Source organism: Burkholderia gladioli, from assembly GCF_000959725.1.
Classification (GTDB): Bacteria; Pseudomonadota; Gammaproteobacteria; order Burkholderiales; family Burkholderiaceae; genus Burkholderia; species Burkholderia gladioli.
In genome coordinates, this window is sequence record NZ_CP009323.1 from 3,433,373 (window position 1) to 3,456,227 (window position 22,855).

At 68.0% G+C, this 22,855-nt stretch carries 21 protein-coding genes, 4 tRNA genes and 1 pseudogene; 15 read left to right on the forward strand and 11 right to left on the reverse strand.

From position 1 onward, the window contains the following. Nucleotides 1–43: 43 nt before the first annotated feature. Both BM43_RS32250 and BM43_RS32255 read left to right on the forward strand, forming a co-directional pair. Nucleotides 44–670 carry a ParB-like protein gene (locus tag BM43_RS32250; RefSeq protein ID WP_036041224.1) on the forward strand — a complete coding sequence of 209 codons (627 nt, stop codon included), beginning with the start codon at nt 44–46 and terminating at the stop codon, nt 668–670. A gap of 31 nt (nt 671–701) precedes the next feature. After that, nucleotides 702–2,387 (forward strand): SulP family inorganic anion transporter, encoded by a 1,686-nt coding sequence (locus BM43_RS32255; RefSeq protein ID WP_036053494.1) that lies wholly within the window; start codon nt 702–704, stop codon nt 2,385–2,387. Nucleotides 2,388–2,452: 65 nt separating this feature from the next. Here BM43_RS32255 and BM43_RS32260 read toward each other — a convergent pair. Both BM43_RS32260 and BM43_RS32265 read right to left on the reverse strand, forming a co-directional pair. Next, nucleotides 2,453–2,539, reverse strand: a tRNA-Leu gene (locus BM43_RS32260). Between the two features lie 180 nt (nt 2,540–2,719). Further along, nucleotides 2,720–2,806: transfer RNA gene (locus tag BM43_RS32265), tRNA-Leu, on the reverse strand. A 175-nt stretch (nt 2,807–2,981) separates the two neighbouring features. Between BM43_RS32265 and BM43_RS32270 the strand changes: the two genes are divergently transcribed. Then, entirely contained in the window at nt 2,982–3,716 is a 735-nt protein-coding gene (locus tag BM43_RS32270) for an alanyl-tRNA editing protein (RefSeq protein ID WP_036051736.1), read from the forward strand. A gap of 55 nt (nt 3,717–3,771) precedes the next feature. On the opposite strand, the gene BM43_RS32275 is transcribed toward BM43_RS32270, so the two are convergent. Beyond that, entirely contained in the window at nt 3,772–4,659 is an 888-nt protein-coding gene (locus tag BM43_RS32275) for a LysR family transcriptional regulator (RefSeq protein WP_036051734.1), read from the reverse strand. A 77-nt stretch (nt 4,660–4,736) separates the two neighbouring features. Between BM43_RS32275 and BM43_RS37700 the strand changes: the two genes are divergently transcribed. From BM43_RS37700 to BM43_RS32300, 5 genes are all read left to right on the forward strand, one after another. Beyond that, nucleotides 4,737–5,435 (forward strand): hypothetical protein, encoded by a 699-nt coding sequence (locus tag BM43_RS37700; protein WP_111946467.1) that lies wholly within the window; start codon nt 4,737–4,739, stop codon nt 5,433–5,435. 78 nt (nt 5,436–5,513) lie between these two features. Further along, entirely contained in the window at nt 5,514–6,227 is a 714-nt protein-coding gene (locus BM43_RS32285; protein WP_036041217.1) for an SDR family NAD(P)-dependent oxidoreductase, read from the forward strand. A gap of 71 nt (nt 6,228–6,298) precedes the next feature. Next, nucleotides 6,299–6,550, forward strand: coding sequence for a tautomerase family protein (locus BM43_RS32290; protein WP_036041216.1), 252 nt, complete (start codon nt 6,299–6,301; stop codon nt 6,548–6,550). A 163-nt stretch (nt 6,551–6,713) separates the two neighbouring features. Then, complete coding sequence (locus BM43_RS32295; protein ID WP_036051733.1) at nt 6,714–7,775, forward strand: NAD(P)H-dependent flavin oxidoreductase; 1,062 nt, start codon at nt 6,714–6,716, stop codon at nt 7,773–7,775. Between the two features lie 136 nt (nt 7,776–7,911). Then, a complete protein-coding gene (locus tag BM43_RS32300) occupies nt 7,912–8,550 on the forward strand; it encodes a DNA-3-methyladenine glycosylase I (protein WP_036051731.1) in 639 nt (212 codons plus the stop codon). A gap of 214 nt (nt 8,551–8,764) precedes the next feature. Here BM43_RS32300 and BM43_RS32305 read toward each other — a convergent pair. Further along, nucleotides 8,765–8,851, reverse strand: a tRNA-Leu gene (locus BM43_RS32305). 216 nt (nt 8,852–9,067) lie between these two features. On the opposite strand from BM43_RS32305, the gene rnr reads away from it, so the two are divergent. The 6 genes from rnr to BM43_RS32335 all read left to right on the forward strand — a co-directional run bounded on the left by rnr (nt 9,068) and on the right by BM43_RS32335 (nt 16,473). Then, complete coding sequence (rnr, locus tag BM43_RS32310; RefSeq protein WP_036051730.1) at nt 9,068–11,542, forward strand: ribonuclease R; 2,475 nt, start codon at nt 9,068–9,070, stop codon at nt 11,540–11,542. 153 nt (nt 11,543–11,695) lie between these two features. After that, a complete protein-coding gene (gene rlmB / locus BM43_RS32315; protein ID WP_036051729.1) occupies nt 11,696–12,445 on the forward strand; it encodes a 23S rRNA (guanosine(2251)-2'-O)-methyltransferase RlmB in 750 nt (249 codons plus the stop codon). Nucleotides 12,446–12,469: 24 nt separating this feature from the next. Continuing rightward, nucleotides 12,470–13,450 carry an N-acetylmuramoyl-L-alanine amidase gene (locus tag BM43_RS32320; RefSeq protein ID WP_230676281.1) on the forward strand — a complete coding sequence of 327 codons (981 nt, stop codon included), beginning with the start codon at nt 12,470–12,472 and terminating at the stop codon, nt 13,448–13,450. A 128-nt stretch (nt 13,451–13,578) separates the two neighbouring features. Further along, entirely contained in the window at nt 13,579–14,274 is a 696-nt protein-coding gene (gene rpiA, locus BM43_RS32325) for a ribose-5-phosphate isomerase RpiA (protein WP_036051727.1), read from the forward strand. 340 nt (nt 14,275–14,614) lie between these two features. Next, on the forward strand, nt 14,615–15,334 hold the full coding sequence (locus BM43_RS32330) for a FadR/GntR family transcriptional regulator (protein ID WP_013697827.1): 720 nt from the start codon (nt 14,615–14,617) through the stop codon (nt 15,332–15,334). 119 nt (nt 15,335–15,453) lie between these two features. After that, nucleotides 15,454–16,473 carry a Gfo/Idh/MocA family protein gene (locus BM43_RS32335; protein WP_036051725.1) on the forward strand — a complete coding sequence of 340 codons (1,020 nt, stop codon included), beginning with the start codon at nt 15,454–15,456 and terminating at the stop codon, nt 16,471–16,473. A gap of 49 nt (nt 16,474–16,522) precedes the next feature. Here BM43_RS32335 and BM43_RS32340 read toward each other — a convergent pair whose 3' ends face one another. From BM43_RS32340 to BM43_RS32370, 7 genes are all read right to left on the reverse strand, one after another. Next, nucleotides 16,523–17,182 (reverse strand): amino acid ABC transporter permease, encoded by a 660-nt coding sequence (locus tag BM43_RS32340; RefSeq protein ID WP_036051724.1) that lies wholly within the window; start codon nt 17,180–17,182, stop codon nt 16,523–16,525. 107 nt (nt 17,183–17,289) lie between these two features. Beyond that, nucleotides 17,290–18,084, reverse strand: a complete 795-nt coding sequence (locus BM43_RS32345; protein WP_013697830.1) for a cystine ABC transporter substrate-binding protein — start codon at nt 18,082–18,084, stop codon at nt 17,290–17,292. Between the two features lie 105 nt (nt 18,085–18,189). Then, entirely contained in the window at nt 18,190–19,218 is a 1,029-nt protein-coding gene (locus tag BM43_RS32350) for a quinone-dependent dihydroorotate dehydrogenase (RefSeq protein WP_036051723.1), read from the reverse strand. A 77-nt stretch (nt 19,219–19,295) separates the two neighbouring features. Next, on the reverse strand, nt 19,296–20,153 hold the full coding sequence (locus BM43_RS32355; protein ID WP_036051722.1) for an arginyltransferase: 858 nt from the start codon (nt 20,151–20,153) through the stop codon (nt 19,296–19,298). A gap of 431 nt (nt 20,154–20,584) precedes the next feature. Beyond that, nucleotides 20,585–21,328: a leucyl/phenylalanyl-tRNA--protein transferase gene (gene aat, locus BM43_RS32360; protein WP_036051720.1), complete on the reverse strand. Its 744-nt coding sequence runs from the start codon at nt 21,326–21,328 to the stop codon at nt 20,585–20,587. 10 nt (nt 21,329–21,338) lie between these two features. Further along, nucleotides 21,339–21,884, reverse strand: a complete 546-nt coding sequence (locus BM43_RS32365) for an NUDIX hydrolase (protein WP_036051719.1) — start codon at nt 21,882–21,884, stop codon at nt 21,339–21,341. Between the two features lie 217 nt (nt 21,885–22,101). Further along, a tRNA-Met gene (locus BM43_RS32370) sits at nt 22,102–22,178 on the reverse strand. Between the two features lie 193 nt (nt 22,179–22,371). Between BM43_RS32370 and BM43_RS32375 the strand changes: the two are divergent. Further along, nucleotides 22,372–22,850 (forward strand): annotated as a pseudogene (locus BM43_RS32375) (heme-degrading domain-containing protein). Nucleotides 22,851–22,855 lie beyond the last annotated feature (5 nt).

Consider the following 22,855-nt stretch of genomic DNA (forward strand, 5'->3'; position numbering starts at 1 on the left):
CTCGCGAGGGTATCGTGGCGGATATTTCCCTGGGAGACCGACCATGGCACTGGGCCGCGATGTCCATCTGATTCCCGCCAGGCTGGCGGCGCTGAAACCCACGCAAATGACGATCGGCTTTCGCGAGGTCGAGGCCAAGCGCAAGCACTGGCAGTCGCTGGGCAAGAAGGCGCGCCGTGAGGCGATCGACCTGCACTGGTTTCCGGCCGTGCTCGGCCCGGGGCAGGCGCTGTTCATCGTCGATCACCATCATCTCGGCCGTGCCTTGCTGGAAGAGGGCGTGACCGATGTGAAGGCGATGCTGCTGAAGGACCTGTCCTGGCTCGACGACACGATCTTCTGGCGGATGATGGAGCACAACCAGTGGGTGCATCCCTTCGGTCCCGACGGTTCGCGTCACGACTACGACCGCCTGCCGGGCGTGCTGACGGCGCTGCGCGACGATCCCTATCGCAGCCTGGCCGGCGAGCTGCGCACCGCCGGCGGTTACGCCAAGGACACCACGCCGTTCAGCGAATTCCTGTGGGCCGACTACCTGCGCGGCAAGATTCCGGTCGAGCGGATCCGCAAGCATTTCGCCAAGGCGCTCAAGGAGGCGCTGGCCCATGCGCATGCGCTGGATGCGCGCTACCTGCCGGGCTGGACCGGCGTATTCGAGCCGAGGCCCTGAGATGGCGGTGGGACGCAAGCCGGCGGGAGCGATGCCCGTGCAGCCGGTGCCCGACGTGGCGCCGCGTGATCCCGCGCACTTCGCGGCCATCGCCGCGCCGGCGATGCCGCGTGGCGAGCGCAACTGGCGCGATGCGCTGGCCGGCGTGTCGATCGCGGGCCTGTTGATCCCCGAGGCGGTGGCCTACGCGGGACTCGCGAACCTGCCGCCGCAGGCCGGCCTGATCGCCTTGCTGGTCGGCCTGGTGGTCTACGCGGTGCTCGGCAGCAGCCGTTTCGCGATCGTCTCGTCGACCTCGTCCTCGGCGGCCGTGCTGGCCGCCACCGTGTTGTCGGAAACGGGCGCCACGGCCGCCGCGCAACTGGCCCTGGCCGCCGCCCTGGTGGCCACCACCGGCGTGCTGTTCCTGATCGCCGGGGCCGCGAGGCTGGGCGGCATCTCGGACTTCATCGCCCGGCCGGTGCTGCGCGGATTCACCTTCGGCCTGGCCCTGACGATCGTGATCAAGCAGTTGCCGAAGATCCTCGTGGTGCCGGTCCATCACAGCGACACGCCGCATGTGTTCCTCGATCTGCTGCGCGGGCTGCCGCAGGCGAATCCGTCCAGCGTCGTGGTCGGGGCCGTCGCGCTCGCGATCCTGTTCCTGCTCGGCAATCGCTCGCGCGCTCCGGCGACGCTGATCGTGATCGTGCTTGGCATCGCCGCCGGTTACGGGATCGACTGGCGCGTGCACGGGGTGGCCGTGGTCGGCCGGATCGATCTGCAGCATGTGGCGCTCGGCCTGCCTTCGCTCGATCGCACGGCCTGGACCCAGACCATCGAGCTGGGCTTCGCGCTGATGCTGATCCTGTACGCGGAGTCCTATGGTTCGATCCGCAACTTCGCGTTGAAGCATGGCGACACGGTCTCGCCGAATCGCGATCTGGTCGCGCTCGGCTGCGCCAACCTGGTGTCGGGGCTGCTGCATGGCATGCCGGTCGGCGCGGGTTATTCGGCCAGTTCGGCGAACGAGGCGGCCGGCGCGCAGAGCCGGCTCTCGGGCGCCTGCGCGGCGCTCGTGATCGCGCTGATCGTCTGGCTGCTGCTGCCGCAACTGGCGCGCACGCCGGAGCCGGTGCTGGCCGCGATCGTGATCTTCGCGGTCAGCCATTCGCTGCATCCGGCCGCGTTCGGGCCTTACTGGCGCTGGCATCGCGACCGCCTGCTGGTGGTCGCGGCGATCCTGGCGGTACTCGTGCTGGGCGTGCTCAACGGCTTGCTGGTGTCGATCGCGATGAGCCTGCTGTTTACCGTGCGCAAGCTGTCCGAGCCCAAGATCAGTGAGTTGGGGCGCTTGCGCGACAGCCGTGATTTCGTCGACGTGTCGATCCATGCCGATGCGACGCCGGTGCCCGGCATGCTGATCGTGCGGCCGGAAGGGCCGTTGTTCTTCGCGAACGCCGAGCGTGTGCTGGCGCGTGTGCGGCAACTCGCGCATGCGGCCGGGGCCCTGACGACGATCGTCCTGAGCCTGGAGGAATCGCCGGATCTCGACGGAACGGCGATCGAGGCCTTGAAGACCTTTGCTGCCGAGTGCGAGGCGCGGGGCTGGCGTTTGCGGCTGGTGCGGCTGAAGCCCGAGGTGCTCGAGGTGCTGCGGCGAGCCAGTGACGACGGGCTGCGGGAGGAGGCGCTGTCGGAGCTGAGTGTGGATGACGCGGTGGCGCGCTGTGGGTGAGGGCGCTGGAAATGAACGCTTGAAATGAAAAAAGGCCGGCATAAAGCCGACCTTTTTATAACTTGTGGTGCCCAGGAGAGGACTCGAACCTCCACGGTGTTGCCACCGCTAGGACCTGAACCTAGTGCGTCTACCAATTCCGCCACCTGGGCACAAGCTGCATCTCAAGCAAGAATGCGATTATAGAGGAGCCGGATCCCTTGTCAACGGTTTTTCGGGACGAATCGAAATTTTTTTCGTTGAGCATGTTCATCGCGGGAAACGGCGCTTCTTGCTTGCGCTTGGCTTGAAATGAAAAAAGGCCGGCATAAAGCCGACCTTTTTAGAACTTGTGGTGCCCAGGAGAGGACTCGAACCTCCACGGTGTTGCCACCGCTAGGACCTGAACCTAGTGCGTCTACCAATTCCGCCACCTGGGCACAAGCTGCATCTCAAGCAAGAATGCGATTATAGCGTGCCCAAGAGCGCTGTCAATACTTTTTGAAGCGCGTCGTCCATTTTCCCTCGGCATGCCCCATGATCGCGATAGCCATCGTGCCGCGAGCACGAAGCCTGCCTCGCCATTCCTCCAACCAAGATCCCCGAGGTTATTCGATGCCCACGTCAGCCCTGTTCCGCGACGATCCTTATCTGCGCCAATGCACCACCCGCGTCACGCATATCGACGAATCCGGTCTCACGCTGGAGCGCACCGTGTTCTACCCGCATGGCGGCGGTCAGCTCGGCGACACGGGTGTCATCACGCTGGGCGACGGCAGCCGCCTCGCGATCGCCGATGCGCGCAAGAGCCAGCTCCCCGGCGCCACGCCGGATGATGTGCTCCACGTACCCGCGCCGGACCAGCTTGCCGTGCTGTCGAAGCTCGCCGTCGGCGATGAAGTCGCGATCGAGATCGACTGGGCACGGCGCAACCGGATGATGCGCCTGCACACAGCATCGCACCTGATGTGCGGCGCGCTGCCGTATCCCGTCGATGGTTGCAGCATCACGCCCGATTACGCGCGACTCGATTTCGTGACCAGCGAGCCGCTGGCGCGCGAGGAGATCGACGCGACCCTGGCGAAGTGGGTGGAGGCCGCGCGCGCCGTGACGATCGAGCAGATCAGCGACGAGGCGCTGCAGGCCAATCCCGACCTGGTGCGCACCATGAGCGTCAAGCCGCCGAGCGGTTTCGGCACGGTGCGCCTGGTGCGCATCGACGGCATCGACCTGCAGCCCTGCGGCGGCACGCATGTCGCCAACACGGCCGAGATCGGGCCGATCCACGTGACCAAGATGGAGAAGAAAACCGCGCGCACGCGCCGCGTCGTGCTCGGTTTCATCGAGTGAGGCCGGCGCGGGCAGGGCGAGCCGGCTCGCCGCGAGGCCGCAGGCCGGGCGCCGCTCAGGCCTCGAACAGGTCCCGCGCTTCCTCGAAGCGCCGCGTCAGGTAGTCGACCACGGTTCGGATCGGCAGGTCCTTGCGGTCCGGTCGCCGGATCAGCAGCCAGATGTCACGCGAGGGCCGCACCGGGCTCAGCGCGCAGGCGCGCAACTCGGGCAACTGGCGCCCCACGTAGTGCGGCAGCATCGCCAGCCCGACGCCCGCGCAGGCCGCGGTGGCCTGTGCGACGTGGTTGTTGGCGCGAAACGCGATCCGCGCCTGCGGATAGTGCTGGCCGAGCCAGCTCGCATCCGGCATATGGCTGTTCGCTTCGTCGAAACCCACCAGGATCGGTGCCTCGCCGCCTTCCACGCGCTCGCAGACGGCCGGCGTGCCATAAAAACCGAAATCTATCGACCCGACCGGCTTGGCGATGAAGTCGCCATCCTCGGGTTTGTCGATGCGCACCGCGATGTCGGCCTCGTGCCGCTCGAGACTGATCGAGCGCAGGTCTGTCGCCAGGTCGATGTCGAGCCCGGGGAACAGGATCGGCACCTCGGCCAGACGGCGCGTCAGGAAGGCCTGCGAGAGCGCCGGCGGTGCATTCACGCGCACGATGCCCTTCGGCGCATCGTCGGTACCGCCGCGTCCCAGCGTCTGCACCGCCGTCTCCATGTCGCTTGCCACGCTCAGGGCGCGCGTGCCGGCCGGCGTCAGCACATAACCTTCCGGCCGGCGTTCCGCCAGCTTCTCGCCGAGCGTGGCCTCCAGCGACTGGATTCGTCGCGAAATCGTCGCGTGGTTGACCCCCAGTGCGCGGGCGGCCGCCGACAGGCTCCCGTGCCGCCCCAATGCCAGGAACACGCGAACATCCTGCCAATCGACCTCTGTGCGTTTTTTCTCAGCCATTGAGAGAGGATAGCGGATTTTTCGGAGGCGGCAAGCGGCTTACGCTTGCGTCCATGCCATGCAACACGGTGCTTCCGATGCCATCCGCAACCACCAAGCTCAGCGCGCTCGAGGGCGTCGTCATCCGGATCGAGATCGATTCGATGCGGATGCTGGTGATTCCCGAGTGGCGAGACGGCCCGGCGGCGCTGCGGCACGCGGCGGCCGGTGCCGCCGGCATCGGCGAGCTCGATGCGGTGCTGCTCGGCGGCGGCGGCGTGTGGAGCGGCAAACGCGAGGCAGGCTTGCCGGCCGCTCGACGCGTCTACGCGAGCAAGCCGGTGGCGGCATGCCTTGGCTGCGGCGCGGTCGGGCTCGCAGCGTACGAGACCGGCACGCTCTGCCGCGATGGCCTGACGCGCCTGTTGGTCACGGCCACGCCGGCCGGCAGCGCGGGCGACGCGGGGATCGGATTCGTGCTGGGGTCGGTGCGGCCGGGCGACCTGCTGTACCTGCCGGGCGTTGGGGTATCGCCCGAAGGCGTGACCGACGTCGCCGACCGCTTCGCGCCACGAGCGGTGCTGCTGGGTGCGACCTGGTTCGTTCGTCGATGCGGGCCGGGCAGCCGTGACCACGACCTGGCGTGGATGGTGGCGCGGGCGTTTCCGGATGCCGTGCTGCTAGCGGGCGATGGATGGCCCGAGGCAGGCCGATCGCCCTTGGCCGGACGTGCGCGCCCCGATCTGGCCGGGCGCTTGACATTCTTCAGGAAGGGCAGGCCGCTCACGATCACGTGACAGCCTGAAGCTGGACCCGCGATGGATGCCCGAACGGACATCCTGGTAGTTAGTCAACCTAATCAGTGGAGCAGAATCATGAGCAATCAACAGAAAGTCGCCATCGTGACGGGCGCATCGCAAGGCATCGGCGCCGGCATCGTCGAGGCCTATCGCAGGCAGGGTTACGCGGTGGTCGCGAATTCGCGAAACATCCGCCAGGGCGACGACGCGGGCGTGGTGGCGGTGCCGGGCAACATCAGCGATCGCGAGGTCGCGCAGCAGGTGGTGAAGACGGCGCTCGATCGCTTCGGCCGCATCGATACGCTGATCAACAATGCCGGCATCTTCATCGGCAAGCCGTTCACCGAATACACGCCCGAGGAGTTCACGCGGGTGCTGAGCGTGAACCTGGGCGGCTTCTTCCACGTCACCCAGCTGGCGCTCGAGCCGATGCTCGCGCAGCGTCACGGCCACGTCGTGCAGATCACCACCACGCTGGTGCGCCAGGCGATCAGCGGCGCGCCCTCGGGGCTCGCCACGCTGACCAAGGGCGGCCTCGACGCGGTCACGCGCGGCCTGGCGATCGAGTACGCGAAGAGCGGCGTGCGCGTGAACGCGGTGGCGCCCGGCATCATCAAGACGCCGATGCATCCGGCCGAAACCCATGCCTTCCTCGACAACCTGCATCCGATGGGCCGCATGGGCGAGGTGTCCGAGATCGTCGACGCGGTGATGTACCTCGAGCGCGCCGGCTTCGTGACCGGCGAGACGCTCAGTGTCGACGGCGGCCAGCACGCCGGCCGCTGGTAAGCACCGCGCGAGGGCCGGCGTTGTCACCGCCGGCCCTCGCCGTCCTGGACATCCGAACAAGGAGAAGCACCATGCCGTACGTCAATATCAAGGTCACCCGCGAGGGCACCGCACCCGGCGCCAGCGCCACCACGCCCGAGCAGAAGAAGGCGCTGATCAAGGGCGTCAGCGACCTGCTGTTCGAGGTGATGGGCAAGCCGCATCACACCACCTTTGTGGTGATCGACGAGGTCGAGCTCGACAGTTGGGGCGTGGGCGGCGTCACGACTCCCGAATGGCGCGAGCAGCAGCGCGCCGCCGCCAAGGCCGGCGGCGACGCTTGAGGCGCGAAGCGCCGGAACCACGAAGCGCGCGGGCTGCGGGCGGCAGATGGCGAGCCGGATGCCGAACGCGCCGCTGAGGTAGGATGGCGCGCGTCGACGACCGGCGCGTTTCGCGAAGCAGGCGGCGCGCGATGAGCGGCATCGCCGCAGGGAGAACGCAAGCATGGGCAACTGGCAAGACAATCGAATTCTCGACCTGTTCGGCATCGAACTGCCGATCATCCAGGCGCCGATGGCCGGGGCGACCACGCCCGAGATGGTGATCGCCACCAGCGAGGCGGGCGGGCTCGGCTCGCTGCCGGGCGCGATGCTGTCGGTCGAGCAGATGAAGGCGGCGCTCGACCGGATTCGCGGCGCCACCACCCGGCCGATCAACCTCAATTTCTTCGCGCATACCGATCCCGCGCCGGATCCGGCCGGGCAGCTCGCTTGGCGGGCGGCGCTGGCGCGCTACTACGTCGAGCTCGGGCTCGATCCGGCCGAGCCGGTGCCGTCGGCCGGGCGCGCGCCCTTCAATACCGCCTATTGCGAGGTGGTGGAGGCCTATCGGCCCGAGGTCGTCAGCTTCCATTTCGGCCTGCCGGAAGCCGCCTTGCTGGCGCGCGTCAAGCGGGCCGGCGCGCGCGTGATCGCCTCGGCCACCACGGTCAGGGAAGCGCGCTGGCTGGTCGAGCGCGGCGTCGACGCGGTGATCGCGATGGGCTACGAGGCCGGCGGCCATCGCGGCAATTTCCTCTCGGACGACATGTCGACCCAGGTCGGTACGCTGGCCCTGGTGCCGCAGATCGTCGACGCGGTGCCGGTGCCGGTGATCGCCGCCGGCGGCATCGCCGATCCGCGCGGCGTGCGGGCCGCCTTCGCGCTCGGCGCCTCGGCCGTGCAGGTCGGCACGGCCTATCTGCTGACGCCCGAAGCCAAGGTGAGCGCCTTCCACCGCGATGCGCTGCGTACCGCCGGCGAGGACGAGACCGCGCTGACCAACCTGTTTACCGGGCGGCCCGCGCGCGGTATCGCGAATCGGCTGATGCGCGAGATCGGCCCGATGTCCAAGGTGGCGCCGGCGTTCCCGACCGCCGGCGGCGCGCTGGCGCCGCTGCGCGCGGTGACCGAGAAGACGGGGCGTTCCGATTTCAGCAACATGTGGTCGGGGCAGGCGGCGCGGCTGGCGCGCGAGATGTCCTCGGCCGCGCTGACGCGTTACCTGGTCGAGGCCGATGCGTCCTGAGCGCCGCTTGCGGACTTGAGCGGGCCGCCCGCCCGCGGCGGGTTTCGTGTGAGATAGTGAGCAGTCGCGTGGCGACGGATCGAGATCCGGTGTCACGCGCTGTTTTTTTCCGCAACGAAACCCGCGTCATTGCCCGATGAGCACGATCCCGAAGAAGGCCACGAAACCCCAGGCAGCCCGACCCGTCGAGGTCGTCGTCGGCGAGGATGGACTCGCGCGCCCGCCTTGGGCCGCGGTCGATCCGCTGCTCAAGCACTATTACGACACCGAGTGGGGCATGCCGGTGCGCGACGAGCAGGGCCTGTTCGAGCGGCTGAGCCTGGAAGCATTCCAGTCGGGCTTGTCCTGGCTGACCATCCTGCGCAAGCGCGAGGCCTTCCGCGACGCATTTCGCGGTTTCGTCCCGGAGCAGGTGGCTGCCTTCGGCGAGCGCGATGTCGAGCGGCTGCTGGCAGACGAGCGGATCATCCGCAACCGCTCGAAGATCCTCGCGGCGATCAACAACGCGGCGGCGACGATCCGCCTGCGCGAGGAGGGCGGCCTGGCCGAGTTCATCTGGTCGTTCCGGCCGGACAAGACGCCCGAGCCGCGCACGGTGGACGAGATTCCGACCACGTCGCCCGAATCGGAGGCGCTGAGCAAGGGGCTGCGCAAGCGCGGTTTCGTGTTCGTCGGGCCGACCACCATGTTCGCGCTGATGGAGGCGACGGGGATCGTGGATACGCATCTGATGGCGAGCCATCGGCGCGGGTGCTCGGGAGTGTGGGAGCGGTAGGGCGCGAGGGCGAGCCGGAAATGAAAAAAGGCCGGCATAAAGCCGACCTTTTTAGAACTTGTGGTGCCCAGGAGAGGACTCGGTCACGCCGGCGCGACCCCGGCCTGGCTTGCAAGCCAGGCCTTTCGAGTCCTCCCGCAAAGCGCGCAGGCGCTTTGCTTCCTGGGCTTGAAATGAAAAAAGGCCGGCATAAAGCCGACCTTTTTAGAACTTGTGGTGCCCAGGAGAGGACTCGAACCTCCACGGTGTTGCCACCGCTAGGACCTGAACCTAGTGCGTCTACCAATTCCGCCACCTGGGCACAAGCTGCATCAAGCAAGACCGCAATCTTAGCATGATGAATGGGCGTGTCAACAAGTTTTTGCATCACCGCGCCGGACGGGCCGCTCGCGGCGGGCCGTCCGCGCTTCGCGGTTTTTGGCGCGGCCACGGGTGATAGAATGGCCCGCAACCTGGCGTCCGATCGTTCGAACCGGACAGGTAAGTCCACGCAACGAGAACAACCATCGACAAGCCCTTGAGCAAGTATCCGTATCCCATTCCGAGCCGCGAGGAAATTCTCGGCGTGCTGCGTACGAGCGACGCACCGCTGGCCGCGAACGACATCGCCGAGGCGCTGTCGATCAAGCGCCAGGAACGCGAGGGTTTCTTCCGGCGCGTCGCCGCCATGGAACGCGACGGCCAGATCCGGCTCGACAAGCGCGGGCATTATCAACTGACCCATCCTTCGAACTTCGTCGCGGGCCGCGTGCAGGGCCATCGCGACGGCTACGGCTTCCTGATCCGCGACGACGGCCAGGACGACCTGTTCCTGCCCAGCGGCGAGATGCAGAAGGTCATGCACAACGATCGCGTGCTCGCGCGGATCGTCGGCTACGACCGTCGCGGCCGCCCGGAAGGGCATGTGGTCGAGGTCACCGATCGCGCCAACAAGCGCGTGATCGGCCGCCTGCTCAACGAGAACGGCGCGCTGATCGTGGCCCCCGAGGACAAGCGGATCGGCCACGACATCCTGATCTCGCAGAACGCCAAGAAGGCCAAGGTCGGCCAGGTGGTGGTGGTCGAGTTGACCGATTTCCCCAGCCGTCATTCGCAGCCGCTCGGCCGCGTGACCGAGGTGCTCGGCGATATCGACGATCCCGGCATGGAGATCGAGATCGCGGTGCGCAAGTACGGCGTGCCGCACGAGTTCAGCCCGGCGGCCCTGGCCGCCTCGGCCGCGCTGCCCGACAAGGTTCGCCCGATCGACCTGCGCTACCGCGTGGACCTGCGCGACGTGCCGCTGGTCACGATCGACGGCGAGGACGCGCGCGACTTCGACGATGCCGTCTACTGCGAGCCGATGAAGGTCGGCCGCGGCGATGGCTACCGCCTGATCGTCGCCATCGCCGACGTCTCGCACTACGTGAAGCCGGGCGAGGCGCTCGACGTCGACGCGCTGGAGCGCAGCACCTCGGTGTACTTCCCGCGCCGCGTGATCCCGATGCTGCCCGAGAAGCTGTCCAACGGCCTGTGTTCGCTGAACCCGGCGGTGGACCGCTGCACCCTGGTTTGCGACATGGTGGTGACCGCGCGCGGCGAGGTGAAGGGCTACCAGTTCTACCCGGCCGTGATCCACTCGGCCGCGCGGCTCACCTACACCGAAGTGGCGGCCGTGCTCGGCAACACCAAGGGCCCCGAGGCCGCGCGCCGCGCCGAGCTGCTGCCCTACCTGCAGAATCTCTACGGCGTGTTCAAGGCGCTGTTCGCGGCACGCCAGAAGCGCGGTGCGATCGACTTCGACACCACCGAGACCTACATCGTCTGCAATGCGCAGGGCAAGATCGAGCAGATCCTGCCGCGCCAGCGCAACGACGCGCACAAGCTGATCGAGGAATGCATGCTGGCCGCCAACGTCTGCGCGGCCGACTTCATGAAGCGTCACAAGCAGCCGGGCCTGTACCGCATCCACGCGGGCCCGACCGCCGAGAAGCTCGAGAACCTGCGTTCCTTCCTGCGCGGCATGGGGCTCACGCTGGGCGGCGGCGATACCCCGCACGCCAGCGACTATGCCGCGCTGATGGCGAAGATCCGCGACCGGCCCGATGCGCAGATGCTGCAGCCGATGCTGCTGCGCTCGATGCAGCAGGCCGTCTACAGCCCGGACAATATCGGCCACTTCGGTCTCGCCTACGATGCCTACGCGCATTTCACGAGCCCGATCCGCCGCTATCCCGACCTGCTCACGCACCGCGCGATCTACGCGATCCTGTCGGGCCAGAAGTACACGCCCAAGGCGCCCGAGGGCGTCGAGCTGAACACGGCGATCTCGCCGCGAGCCCGCGCGATGCAGAAGGACGACGACGCCGCGCGCAATCGCACCCGCAGCAACAACGCGATCTGGGAAGAACTCGGCCTGCATTGCTCGGCCAACGAGCGCCGCGCCGACGAAGCCTCGCGCGACGTCGAGGCCTGGCTCAAGTGCTATTTCATGCGCGACAAGCTCGGCGAGGAATACGGCGGGATGGTCAACGGCGTGACGCCGTTCGGCATCTTCGTGCAGCTCGACACGCTGTTCATCGAAGGGCTGGTGCACGTCACCGAGCTCGGCTCCGACTACTTCCAGTACGACGAGATCAAGAACGAGCTGCGCGGCGAGCGCACCGGCATCCGCTACCGGCTCTCGGATCGCGTGCGCGTGCAGGTCAGCCGCGTCGATCTCGATGCACGCAAGATCGACTTCCGCCTGGTGCGCGACACACCCGTGAAGACGCCGCGCGGGCCGGCACCGACGCCGGCCGCGGCCGAGCGCGGCGGCGCGCGCGTGCGGGCGATGCCGGGCATCACCGCGAGCGAGGACGAACTGCCGGCACGCCGCAAGAAGCCCGTCGCGAGCCCGGGCGCGCCGGCCGCCAAGGAAGCGCGTCCCGCGCATCCCGCCGCGAAGAAGAAGGGCGGTGGGCCGGCCTCGAAGTCGCCGGCCAAGAAGGCGCGACCGCGCAAGAAATATTGATGCCGCGGCCGGCGCCACGAGGTGCCGGCCCGTCGAGCCGAAGCCCAGAAGACGCCGCGTTGTCCGGCCCGCCGCCGGTCACGCGGCGCTTGCGTTTTACCATTGCGCGATGCGCGCCGTGCGCGCCGTGCCCAGATGAAGGTAGCTCCAGTCATGTCACGTTTGAAGGTTCTCTACGGTTTTCACGCGGTCACCGCGCGGCTGCGCCACGATGCGTCGACGGTCGCCGAGGTCTTGTACGACCAGACGCGGCGCGATCGCCGCATGACCGATTTCCTCGCCACCGCGAAGGAGGCCGGGGTCCGGCTGATCGCGGCCGACGAGACGCGCCTCTGGGGGCTCGCGCATACCGAGCGCCACCAGGGCGTGGTGGCGCGCGTCGAGGACCTGCCGCTCGCGCAGAACCTGGCCGAGCTGCTCGACGGCATCCAGGGCCCGGCGCTGCTGCTGGTGCTCGACGGCGTGACCGATCCGCATAATCTCGGCGCCTGCCTGCGGGTGGCCGACGCGGCCGGCGCGCATGCCATCATCGCGCCGCGCGACCGCGCGGTCGGCCTCAACGCGACGGCGGCCAAGGTCGCCAGCGGCGCCGCCGACACGGTGCCCTACATCACCGTCACCAACTTGGCGCGCGCGCTGCGCGAGCTCAAGGATGCCGGCGTGTGGGTGATCGGCACCGCCGACGACGCCGGCGCGAGTCTCTACGAGACCAAGCTGGACGGCCCGGTCGCGCTGGTGATGGGCGCCGAGGGCGAGGGCATGCGCCGTCTCACGCGCGACACCTGCGACGACGTGATGAACATCCCGATGGCCGGTAGCGTCGAGAGCCTGAACGTCTCGGTGGCCAGCGGCGTGTGTCTGTACGAGGCGGTGCGCCAGCGTCGCGCGGCGCTCGCGAAGTAGGCACGGCGGCGAGGAGCGCGCGCGATGATGAAATCGCCTGCCCCGATCGCCACGGTGGCGCGGCTCGCTCGCGTGGCCGGCGCGCCGGCCGCATTCGCCTCGCGGGTGCTGGTGTTCGGCTGCGCGGCTGCCTTGCTCGCCGCCTGCGCCTCGCCGACGCTGGTCGATCGCGATGGTTACGTCGCCGATACGAGCCACCCGGCGCGCGGCACCGATTCGCGCGTGCGCTTCCTGGTGCTGCACTACACGGAGTCGGACGACCAGCGCGCGTTGTTCGTGCTGACCCACAACGAGGTCAGCGCGCACTACCTGGTGCCGAGCCATCCGCCGCGCCGCAACGGCGAGCCGGTGGTGCTGCAACTGGTGCCCGAGAACCAGCGCGCCTGGCATGCTGGCGTCAGCGACTGGCAGGGCACCACCGAACTCAACGCGGCCTCGATCGGCATCGAGATCGTCAACGCCGGCCCGCTCGACGCACCGACCAATCGTCATTGGCAGCCTTATGCGCCGGACCAGATCGAGGCCGTGGTGAAGCTGGCGAAGGACATCGTCACGCGCTATGGCATCCCGCCCACGCGCGTGGTCGCCCATAGCGACATCGCCCCGCAGCGCAAGATCGATCCGGGCCCGGCCTTCCCGTGGCAGGCGCTGGCGCGCGCCGGCATCGGCGCCTGGCCCGACGACGCGACCGTGGCGGCCAGGATGGCCGGGCGTGCGCCGGGCGACCCGGTCGACGTGCGCGGCCTGCAACTGAAGCTGGCGCGCTACGGCTACGAGGTGGCCACCGACGGCGTGCTCGACGCGCGCACGCGGCGCGTGTTCGCGGCCTTCCAGATGCATTTCCGTCCGGCCGACTATTCGGGCAACCCGGACGCGCAGACCGATGCGATCGCGCAGGCCCTGCTCGACAAGTATTTTCCCGGCGCGGCACCCTCGGCCGGCATCACGCCCCCCGCGTCGGCACCGGCATCCGCGCCGGCCGGCGTCGAACCCGAGGCGCCCTGATTCAAGGTAGCGCGAGCAGCGGGCTGCCGTGCCTGTCGCGCCGATGCCGCGCGGCGGACGAAAATCGACGCCGCGTCGGACGACTCCGGTAAACTCGCGTCTTTTCGCAATCAGCGCTTTACCTCCCCATGACTCAAGACGAACTCAAACGCCTGGTCGGCCAGGCCGCCGCCGATTACGTGCTGGAAAACGTGCCGGAAGGCTCGGTGATCGGTGTCGGCACCGGTTCCACCGCGAACTGCTTCATCGACGCCCTGGCCGCGATCAAGACGCGCTACCGCGGTGCCGTGTCGAGCTCGATCGCCACCACGCAGCGCCTGGAATCGCACGGCATCCGCGTGTTCGACCTGAACGAGATCGAGGGCCTGCAGGTGTATGTGGACGGCGCCGACGAGATCGACGCGAGCGGCGCGATGATCAAGGGCGGCGGCGGGGCGCTGACGCGCGAGAAGATCGTTGCCTCGGTATCTGAAACCTTCGTGTGCATCGCCGACGCCAGCAAGCGGGTGGCCACGCTCGGTGCCTTCCCGCTGCCGGTCGAGGTGGTGCCGATGGCGCGCACCGCGATCGGCCGCCGCCTGACGGCGCTCGGCGGCGTGCCGGTGCTGCGCGTGACGAAGGACGGCGCGCCGTTCCTGACCGACAACGGCAACGAGATCCTCGACGTGAAGGGCCTCGCGATCAGCGAGCCCCGCGCGCTGGAGGCGACCATCAACGGCTGGCCCGGCGTGGTGACGGTGGGCCTGTTCGCCGAGCGCGGCGCCGACCTCTGCCTGCTCGGCGGCGAAACCGGCGTGGAAACGATCGATTACCGCTCGCGTTAAACAGGGATTTAAAAACCTCGGGGCGCGGCGCGATTCCACAAAACAACGAATCGCCGGCGCCCTGAAACCCGCAAACGTTTTGCGATCCTGATAAATCGCCCGACGGCCTTTTCCAGGCCTGTCGGGCTTTTTTTTGCTATAGGATGTCTAATCGAAATCGTAAGAGGGATTACCCTGTCAGGTGTTTACCAGATAGCGTTGTGATCGCGAACTCAGCAACGTATCGAACATAAGAACAATCGGATTCGCGAGCAGTTTTTGATCGAGAGAGTAAATGGGGCCGGGCCGGACTGCGGGGGCAGCACGCCAACACAGATACGTCGTAACGGGGAGGTCTCGTATGGAACAGCCAAAAGACAAAGAAAGGTCGCTCGTCAGCAAGGTCATGGACGGGCTCGTGACAGGGATAGTGGAGGACAAGTACGGCGGAATCCTGCCGCCGCAGGACGTGCTGTCGAAGGATTTCGACGTCAGCCGGACGGTGATGCGGGAAGCGCTCTCGATGCTGCTCGCGCGCGACATGCTCGACGTGCGGCCCAAGGTCGGCACGCGGGTGCGGCCGATGCGCGACTGGCGCATGATCGACGAGGACGTGGTGGACTGGCGCTTTCGCGCCAAGCCCGATCCGCAGTTCATGCGCGACGTGCTCGAGTTCCGCATGCTGATCGAACCGCGCGCGGCCGGGCAGGCGGCCGAGCGTGCCAATGCGGCCGAGATCGCCGGCATTCGCGAGGCCTTCGAGGCCTTCCGCTCGCTGCAGGCGGGCGAGGCCGGTTACGACGAGGCCGACGAGCGGCTGCATGCCCGCATCGTCCACGCCAGCGGCAACCAGTTCTATCAGCAGATGAGCGCGATCATCGTCGGTGCCTTGCGGCTGGTGCGCCAGCAGGTGGCGGCCCACGAGGGCGCGCACGATCGCTTGCTGGAACTGCACGGGCGCATCGTCAGCGCGATCGAGCAGCGTGACGCGCGCGCGGCGGAAAGCGCCTCGCGCGAGCTGATCGACATGACCACCGAGGCGCCGGCCGGCGTCGCGCTCGAGGCGCGCGCGCACGGCTGAGTCGGAACGGGAGGAAGGCGGGCTGCCGTGCAAGGCGGCGGCCCGTTATCATGACGGCTCGCCGCCGGCCCGGCCGGCGTGGCAGTTCCGTCTGGCAGTCCCGCTTCCTTCCGATTCCCATGAGCCTTTCTTCCCCTCAATCGAACCACGCGATCCGCACGATTCGTTTCGGCATCGTCGGTGCCGGCGCGATCGCGCGTCGCTTCGCGCAATCGCTGCAGCACGTGGCGGGCGCCACGCTCACCCATGTCTGGGCGCGCCGCGCCGAAGCGGCCGCCGGCTTCTGCGCCGAGCTCGGCGGCTCGCCGGTGGCGAGTTTCGAGGCGCTCTGCGCATCCGATCTCGACGCAATCTACATCGCCACTCACAACGACAGCCATGCCGCCTATGCGCTGGCCGCGCTCGCGGCCGGCAAGGCCGTGCTCTGCGAGAAGCCGGCCACCGTCAACGCGCGCGAGCTCGACGCGGTGCTGGCGGCCGCGAAGTCGGCCGGGCTGCTGTTCATGGAGGCGATGAAGCCGCCGTTCTATCCGCTGTACCGGCGCCTGCGCGAGCACCTGGCGCAGGATCCGGTCGGCCCGATCCGGCTGGTGCGGGCCGGCTGCTCGATCGCGACGGTGCCGGCCGATCATCCCAGCTTCAGCTTCGAGGGCGCGGGCGGCGCGCTGCTCGATATCGGCATCTACGAGATGTTCCTGGCGGTCGACTGGCTCGGCGAGCCGCTCGAGGTGCAGACGCTGGGCCGGCTCGGCGCGACCGGCGTCGACCTGTTCGCGAGCCTGAACAGCCGCCACGAGCATGGCATCGCGCAATTGTTCTGCGGGCTGGACCTTGCGGGGCGCGGCGACGCGCTGCTGGCCGCCGAGGGCGGCACCGTGACGATCCACGAGAATTGGTGGAACCCGGCCAAGGCGACGATCCGCTATGTCGACGGCCGGGTGGTCGAGCTCGACGAGCCGTTTTCGGGCGGCGGCCTCAACTACGAGACCGAGCACTTCTGCGCGCTGCTGCGCGAGGGGCTGACCGAAAGCCCGGTGATGACGCACGCGCATTCGCGTCGCATGATCGCGATGACCGATGCCGCGCGCGCGGCGCTCGGCGTGCGTTTCGCGGCGGACCGGGATTCCGGCGCGGCTTGAGCGAGAGGGTGAACGAAGGGGCGAGCGAGCCCGGCTCGCTCGCGCGACTTCAGTGGCGAGTCGGCAGGGCGAGCCGGCGTTCCCACCAGCGCTGCACCCATTCGAGCACCTGGCAGAGCACCCAGTAGACGGCAGCCGCGGCCAGGTAGAGCGGCAGCGGCTGGTAGGTCGAGGCGATGATTTCCTGGGCGCTGCGCAGCAGCTCGGTGACGGTGATCACCGATACCAGCGAGGTGTCCTTGATCAGGCTGATCAGGCTGTTCGACAGGCTCGGCACGGCGATGCGCAGCGCCTGCGGGCCGATCACGTAGCGCAGCGTCTGCCCCCAGGACAGGCCCAGGCTGTACGAGGCGAGCCACTGGCCGCTCTCGATGCCGAGGATCGCGCCACGCATGCTTTCGGACATGTAGGCCGCGACGTTGGCCGACAGCGCGATCACGCCGGCCGGCGTCGGATCGAGCGAGATGCCCAGGCTCGGCAGGCCGTAGTAGATCACGAAGATCTGCACCAGCAGCGGCGTGCCGCGCATCAGGCTCACGTAGACGCGCGCGATCGCGTTCAGCACGCGGTTGCGGGCGATGCCCATCAGCGCCAGCACCATGGCGAGGACGAGGCCGAACACCATCGACAGGACGGCGAACTTGACGGTCAGGACCGCGCCCTGCGCAAGCACGGGCAGCGAATCGACGAGCAGGGATGGGATCGACATGTGGGGCGGTTGGGGCGGGCGCGAAAAGCGCAATAATAAACCGAGCGGAAACAAAACGAAGGGCGGCATCGTCACCGATGCCGCCCTTCGTCGTCACGCGTGCCGCTTTACTTGAGCGGCTTCGAGACGTCGATGCCGAACCACTTGTCCGAGATCTTCGTGAAGGTGCCGTCGGCCTCGAGCTGGGTCATCGCGTCGTCGATCGCCTTGGCGAACTTCGGATTGCCCTTCTTGAACGGGATCGCCGAAGGCTGGCCGGCTTCCAGCGTCGCGCCGGTGCGCAGCGGCAGCTGCGAGTTCTTCAGCAGGTAGGCCAGCATCAGGCGGTCGTTGAGCGCCGCGTCCAGGCGGCCAGCGGCCAGGTCGCGCAGGTACTCGGGCGCGCCCGGGTAGGTCTTGACGTCGATGCCGGGTACCGACTTGGCCATGTCCATGTAGTTGGTGCCGAGGCCCACGCCGAGCTTCTTGCCCTTCAGATCGTCGAGCGACTTGAAGTTGCGCGTGTCGTCCTTGCGCTGGATCAGCTGCGCGGCCGAGTAGGTATAGGCCGGCGAGAAGTCCAGCACTTCCTTGCGCTTGTCGGTCACGCCCACCTGGTTCACGATCACGTCGAACTTGCCCGCCTGCAGGCCGGCGATGATGCCGCTCCATTCGGTGGTGACGAATTCCGGCTTGAGGCCGAGCTTGGCGGCCACGGCCTTGGCGATGTCGACGTCGTAGCCGACCAGCTCGCCCGACGGCGCCTTCGAGTTGAACGGCGGGAAGGTGCCCTCCAGGCCGATGCGCAGCGTGCCGCGCTGCTTGGCCTCGTCGAGCAGGTCGGCCGCGTGGGAGGTGGCGGCGACGAACGAGGCGCCGATCAGGGCGGCGGTCAGGAGCTTCTTCAGCGACACAATCTTCATTCTTTACCCTGTAATGCCCGCAGCGGGCGTTGACGACAGGCAGGCATCATAGCGACGAGGCAATCGATGTCTAACTATCGTTTGTCTATTTCTATATAACCGGTTTCAGCCGCGCGCGATCGCCTTCACGCAATCGGCCACCAGCGGCGGGCCACGATAGATGAAGCCCGTGTAGAGCTGCACCAGCGCGGCACCGGCGGCGAGTTTCGCACGCGCGTCCTCGCCCGAAAAGATGCCGCCAACCCCAATGATCGGCACCGCCGCGCCGAGTTCGGCGTGCAGCTTGCGGATCACCTCGTTGGACGCCTCGAACACCGGGCGGCCCGACAGGCCGCCGGTTTCCTCGGCATGCGGCAGGCCCTGCACGGCGCTGCGCGAGAGCGTGGTGTTGGTGGCGATCACCGCCTCGATCCGGTGGCGCAGCAGCAGCGCGGCGATTTCCTTGACCTGCTCGTCGTCGAGATCGGGGGCGATCTTCAGCGCGAGCGGCACCAGCTTGCCGTGCAGGTCGGCCAGGCGCGCCTGCTTGTCCTTGAGCGCGGCGAGCAGCGCGTCGAGCTCGTTGGTGCCCTGCAACTGGCGCAGGTTCTTGGTGTTCGGCGAGGAGATGTTGATCGTCACGTAGCTCGCGAACGGATAGACGCGCTCGAGGCAGTAGAGATAGTCCTCGGCCGCGCGCTCGATCGGCGTATCGGCGTTCTTGCCGATGTTCAGGCCCAGCACGCCGCGATAGCGGGCCGCCTGCACGTTCTTCACGAACTGGTCGACACCGTGGTTGTTGAAGCCCATCCGGTTGATCACCGCGTTCGCCTCGGGCAGGCGGAAGATGCGCGGGCGCGGATTGCCCGGCTGCGCGCGCGGCGTGACCGTGCCGACCTCGATGAAGCCGAAACCGAGCGCGGCCAGGCCGTCGATGCAGGCGCCGTCCTTGTCGAGTCCCGCCGCGAGCCCGACCGGGTTGCGGAACGTGAGGCCCATCACGGTGCGCGGCACGTCCGGCACGCTGGGCGCGAGCAGGCTCGCGAGGCCGGTGCGGCCGGCGGCGCCGAGCATGCGCAGCGTCAGGTGGTGGGCATCTTCGGCGTCCATCTTGAACAGGGACGCGCGGGCGAGCGGATAAAGGGAACTGAACACGACGAGGGGGCCGGGGCCTGAAAATGGATAACCCGGCATTTTAACCGAACGCGACCGGCGTTCGGCCAGCCCATGCCTCAGCGCTGGCCGCCGATGCCGCCGGGCAAGGGCGCGCGGGCCAGCGCCGCGTCGACGGGGGGCAGGTTCACGGTGGCCGGATCGAGCGCCCGCCAGCGCCCGTCGACCAGGCCCTCGAGCGGACGGAAGTTCGCCTTGTAGGCCATCTTCTGGCTCTCGCGGATCCAGTAGCCGAGATAGACGTAGGGCAGGCGCAGGCTGCGTGCCTGCTCGATCTGCCAGAGGATGTTGTAGGTGCCGTAGCTGCGGCGCGGGTCTTCCGGCTCGAAGAAGGTGTAGACCGAGGACAGCCCGTCGCCGAGGATGTCGATCATGCTGATCATGCGCAGCGTGCCGGGCGCGTCGGCCGGCTGGCCGTCGCGGTCCGCCGTCTCGGCGGGGCTCGCGTCGCGGAATTCGACCAGCCGCGAATTGATCCGGCTCTGCAGCAGGAACTGCTCGTACTGGTCGCGACTGTCGCGATCCATGCCGCCGCCCGCGTGCCGCGCCGACTGGTAGCGCATGTAGAGCGCGTAGTGTTCCTCGTCGTAGTGCAGCGGCGAGACGGTCGCCACCAGGCCGCGATGCCGGCTCCACATCTTGCGCTGGGTGCGATTCGGCTCGAAGGCGTCGACCGGCACGCGCACCGGGATGCAGGCGCGGCAGCCGTCGCAGTAGGGGCGATAGGTGAACACGCCCGAGCGGCGAAAGCCGGCCTTGACGAGTTCGGTGTAGATGTCGGAATTGATCAGGTGGCTGGGCGTGGCGACCTGCGAGCGGGCCACGCGGCCATCGAGATAACTGCAGGGGTAGGGCGCCGTTGCATAGAACTGCAGGGCCGAAAGCGGTGAAAGCGGCAACTCGGTGGGATGAGTCATGGGCAGCTCTCGAGGCGGAGGTTCGCGTCAGCGGGCCCGGCGCAGATCGCCGGACCGCAGTGCGTGCCGAGCCGGGCCCGAACGGATCCCGCAGGCGGGCCCGGCGCGGCGGCTCACGACGCGCGAGGCGCGTGCGGCAACCGACGCGGGACGCGGCGCGAACGGGGGACGAATCGTCAGGGTGGGCATCGGATGTCTTGTCGGATGGTGCCGGCCTCGGCGAGCGCCGGCCGGTCGGATGACGACAAAGGTAACATGAAAAATACCGCCGTGAGGAGGGGGCGGCGCGGGCTTCGGCGGCATTGTCGCGAGCAGGCTTGCTGCGGGTTGCGGGCGGTGTCCGGCGCCTGTTGCGCTGTAGTGCGACGGCGCGAGGCGGGAACGTTAATAGATCGGGGCGGCGGCCGAACTCGCGCGTTGCGCGCGGCGGGTCAGTCCTGGGCGGCGGAGCCGGTCAGTCGCGTGAGCACCTGCTTGTCGAAGCGCCAGGGGATCGGCTCGCGGCCGACGTTGTCTCTCACATGCGCGACGAACTCGCGGCGATCGATCTCGCGGCCGCCGAGCGAAGCCAGGTGTGCGGTGTTCTGCTGGCAGTCGATCATCGTCACCTGGTGCGCGAGCAGGTGCGCGACCAGGCCGGCGAGCGCGATCTTCGAGGCGTCGCTGGCCTTCGCGAACATCGACTCGCCGAAGAACATGGTGCCGAAGGCCACGCCATAGAGCCCGCCGACGCGTTCGCCGTCGTGCCAGGTCTCGATGCTGTGGGCGTGCCCATCGCGATGCAGCGCGCTGTAGGCGGCGACGATCTCGTCGGTGATCCAGGTGCCGCGCTGGCCTTCGCGCGGTGCCTGCGCGCAGGCACGCATCACGGCGGGGAAATCATGGTCGACGCGGATCTCCCAGCGCGTGTCGCGCAGCACGCGGCGCAGCGTCTTGCGAAACGTGACGGAGACGCGGAACTCGGCCGGCGCCAGGATCATGCGCGGATCGGGGCTCCACCACAGCACGGGCTGGCCGTCGGAATACCAGGGGAAGATGCCGCGATGATAGGCCTCGGCCACGCGCTCGGGCCGCAGCTCGGCGCTCGCGGCGAGCAGGCCCGGTGCGCCGCTGGCGGGGCCGAGGGCCTGTTCGACGCTCGGGAAGGGATCGTCGGCCGCGAGCCAGGGAACCATGCGGCGCCCGTCAGCCGTTGCGCAGCGAGCGGAAGATGTCGCCGGTGTGAACGCCGAAGCTGCCGGCGGCGCGGTCGGCGAAGAACAGGCGCAGGGTCTGGCTGACGGTCGGGAAGGCGATGTCGTCCCAGGGAATCTCGGACTCGTCGAACAGGCGCACCTCCAGGCTTTCCTCGCCGGCCTCGTACTCGGGGCCGGTCAGGCGCGCCAGGTAGAACAGATGGACCTGGTGCACGTGCGGCACGTTCAGCAGCGTGAACAGGTTCTGCACCTCGACGTGCGCGCCCGCTTCCTCGAGCGTCTCGCGCGCGGCGGCCTCGGAGGTCGTCTCGCCCATCTCCATGAAGCCCGCCGGCAGCGTCCAGTAGCCGTGGCGCGGCTCGATCGCGCGCCGGCACAGCAGCACCTGATCGCCCCACACCGGCACCGTGCCGACCACGTTGCGCGGATTCTGGTAGTGGATCGTGCCGCATTGGTCGCAGACGAAGCGTTCGCGGTTGTCGCCGGAAGGGATGCGCGAGATGACTTCGTGGCCGCAGACTGAGCAGAATTTCATAGGGATGGGGAGCGAAAAGGTGATGCGAGTGTATCACCGGGCGGGGGCATTCTCGAACGCTCGGACGGCGCCGCGAAGCGCGTCGGCGCGATGTCCTCGAGGCGGTTCGTGCCGGTCGGTCGCTGCGACGGACGAACCGCCGAGGATAGCGGAAGGGACGCCGAAAAAGAAAATGGGCCACCAGCCTCAAGTGCCGTGACCCATCATCTGTCCAACTTGGTTGCGGGGGTAGGATTTGAACCTACGACCTTCGGGTTATGAGCCCGACGAGCTGCCAGACTGCTCCACCCCGCGTCCGTCAGAAGAATTAAATTATATGGACTTCTCGAAGATCGTGCAAGCGTTTTATCTGTCCCCGTCATCTCGCCGTTGGCGAGGGACGCTGGGCTAGAATCTCCCGGAGGTTTCCGATCCTTCCCATCACGTGGCGGGGCAGCGTGCGCCGATGCGCGCAGCTCACGATGCCTGCCCATCTCGACGCCTGCTTATGGACTTCGCACACGATCTGCAATCGATCCTGGTTCAGGAACACACCCTGGTCTTTCCCCGATTCGACACGGCCCGCGCCTGCGCGAGATGGCAGTGGCGCGCGGCCACGCTGTGGCCATCGAGATCGCCGGCTTCGGCTTGCCGCTATTCTTCGCGGCGCTCGAGGGCGCCACGCCCGACAACGTCGCCTGGGTCGCGCGCAAGCGCAACACGGTCGCGCACTTCCGGCGCAGTTCCTACGCGATCGGCCTGCGCATGAAGCAGGCCGGCACCACGCTGGCCGAGAAGCACGGCCTGCCCGATACCGAATACGCCTCGCATGGCGGCGCGTTTCCGCTGACGGTGGCGGGCGCCGGCGTGATCGGCACGATCACCGTCTCGGGGCTGCCGCAGCGCGCCGATCACGAGTTGGTGGTCGAGGCCTTGTGCGCCGAGCTCGGCCATGACTATGCCGCGCTCGCGCTGGCCGGGGAGTAATCGAT

Bases quoted from the DNA above. Each gene is read 5' to 3' on its own strand.
- BM43_RS32250 (WP_036041224.1), top strand. From the start codon at position 44: ATGGCACTGGGCCGCGATGTCCATCTGATTCCCGCCAGGCTGGCGGCG.
- BM43_RS32255 (WP_036053494.1), top strand. From the start codon at position 702: ATGCCCGTGCAGCCGGTGCCCGACGTGGCGCCGCGTGATCCCGCGCAC.
- BM43_RS32270 (WP_036051736.1), top strand. From the start codon at position 2,982: ATGCCCACGTCAGCCCTGTTCCGCGACGATCCTTATCTGCGCCAATGC.
- BM43_RS32275 (WP_036051734.1), bottom strand. From the start codon at position 4,659: ATGGCTGAGAAAAAACGCACAGAGGTCGATTGGCAGGATGTTCGCGTG.
- BM43_RS37700 (WP_111946467.1), top strand. From the start codon at position 4,737: ATGCCATCCGCAACCACCAAGCTCAGCGCGCTCGAGGGCGTCGTCATC.
- BM43_RS32285 (WP_036041217.1), top strand. From the start codon at position 5,514: ATGAGCAATCAACAGAAAGTCGCCATCGTGACGGGCGCATCGCAAGGC.
- BM43_RS32290 (WP_036041216.1), top strand. From the start codon at position 6,299: ATGCCGTACGTCAATATCAAGGTCACCCGCGAGGGCACCGCACCCGGC.
- BM43_RS32295 (WP_036051733.1), top strand. From the start codon at position 6,714: ATGGGCAACTGGCAAGACAATCGAATTCTCGACCTGTTCGGCATCGAA.
- BM43_RS32300 (WP_036051731.1), top strand. From the start codon at position 7,912: ATGAGCACGATCCCGAAGAAGGCCACGAAACCCCAGGCAGCCCGACCC.
- rlmB (WP_036051729.1), top strand. From the start codon at position 11,696: ATGTCACGTTTGAAGGTTCTCTACGGTTTTCACGCGGTCACCGCGCGG.
- BM43_RS32320 (WP_230676281.1), top strand. From the start codon at position 12,470: ATGATGAAATCGCCTGCCCCGATCGCCACGGTGGCGCGGCTCGCTCGC.
- rpiA (WP_036051727.1), top strand. From the start codon at position 13,579: ATGACTCAAGACGAACTCAAACGCCTGGTCGGCCAGGCCGCCGCCGAT.
- BM43_RS32330 (WP_013697827.1), top strand. From the start codon at position 14,615: ATGGAACAGCCAAAAGACAAAGAAAGGTCGCTCGTCAGCAAGGTCATG.
- BM43_RS32335 (WP_036051725.1), top strand. From the start codon at position 15,454: ATGAGCCTTTCTTCCCCTCAATCGAACCACGCGATCCGCACGATTCGT.
- BM43_RS32340 (WP_036051724.1), bottom strand. From the start codon at position 17,182: ATGTCGATCCCATCCCTGCTCGTCGATTCGCTGCCCGTGCTTGCGCAG.
- BM43_RS32345 (WP_013697830.1), bottom strand. From the start codon at position 18,084: ATGAAGATTGTGTCGCTGAAGAAGCTCCTGACCGCCGCCCTGATCGGC.
- BM43_RS32355 (WP_036051722.1), bottom strand. From the start codon at position 20,153: ATGACTCATCCCACCGAGTTGCCGCTTTCACCGCTTTCGGCCCTGCAG.
- aat (WP_036051720.1), bottom strand. From the start codon at position 21,328: ATGGTTCCCTGGCTCGCGGCCGACGATCCCTTCCCGAGCGTCGAACAG.
- BM43_RS32365 (WP_036051719.1), bottom strand. From the start codon at position 21,884: ATGAAATTCTGCTCAGTCTGCGGCCACGAAGTCATCTCGCGCATCCCT.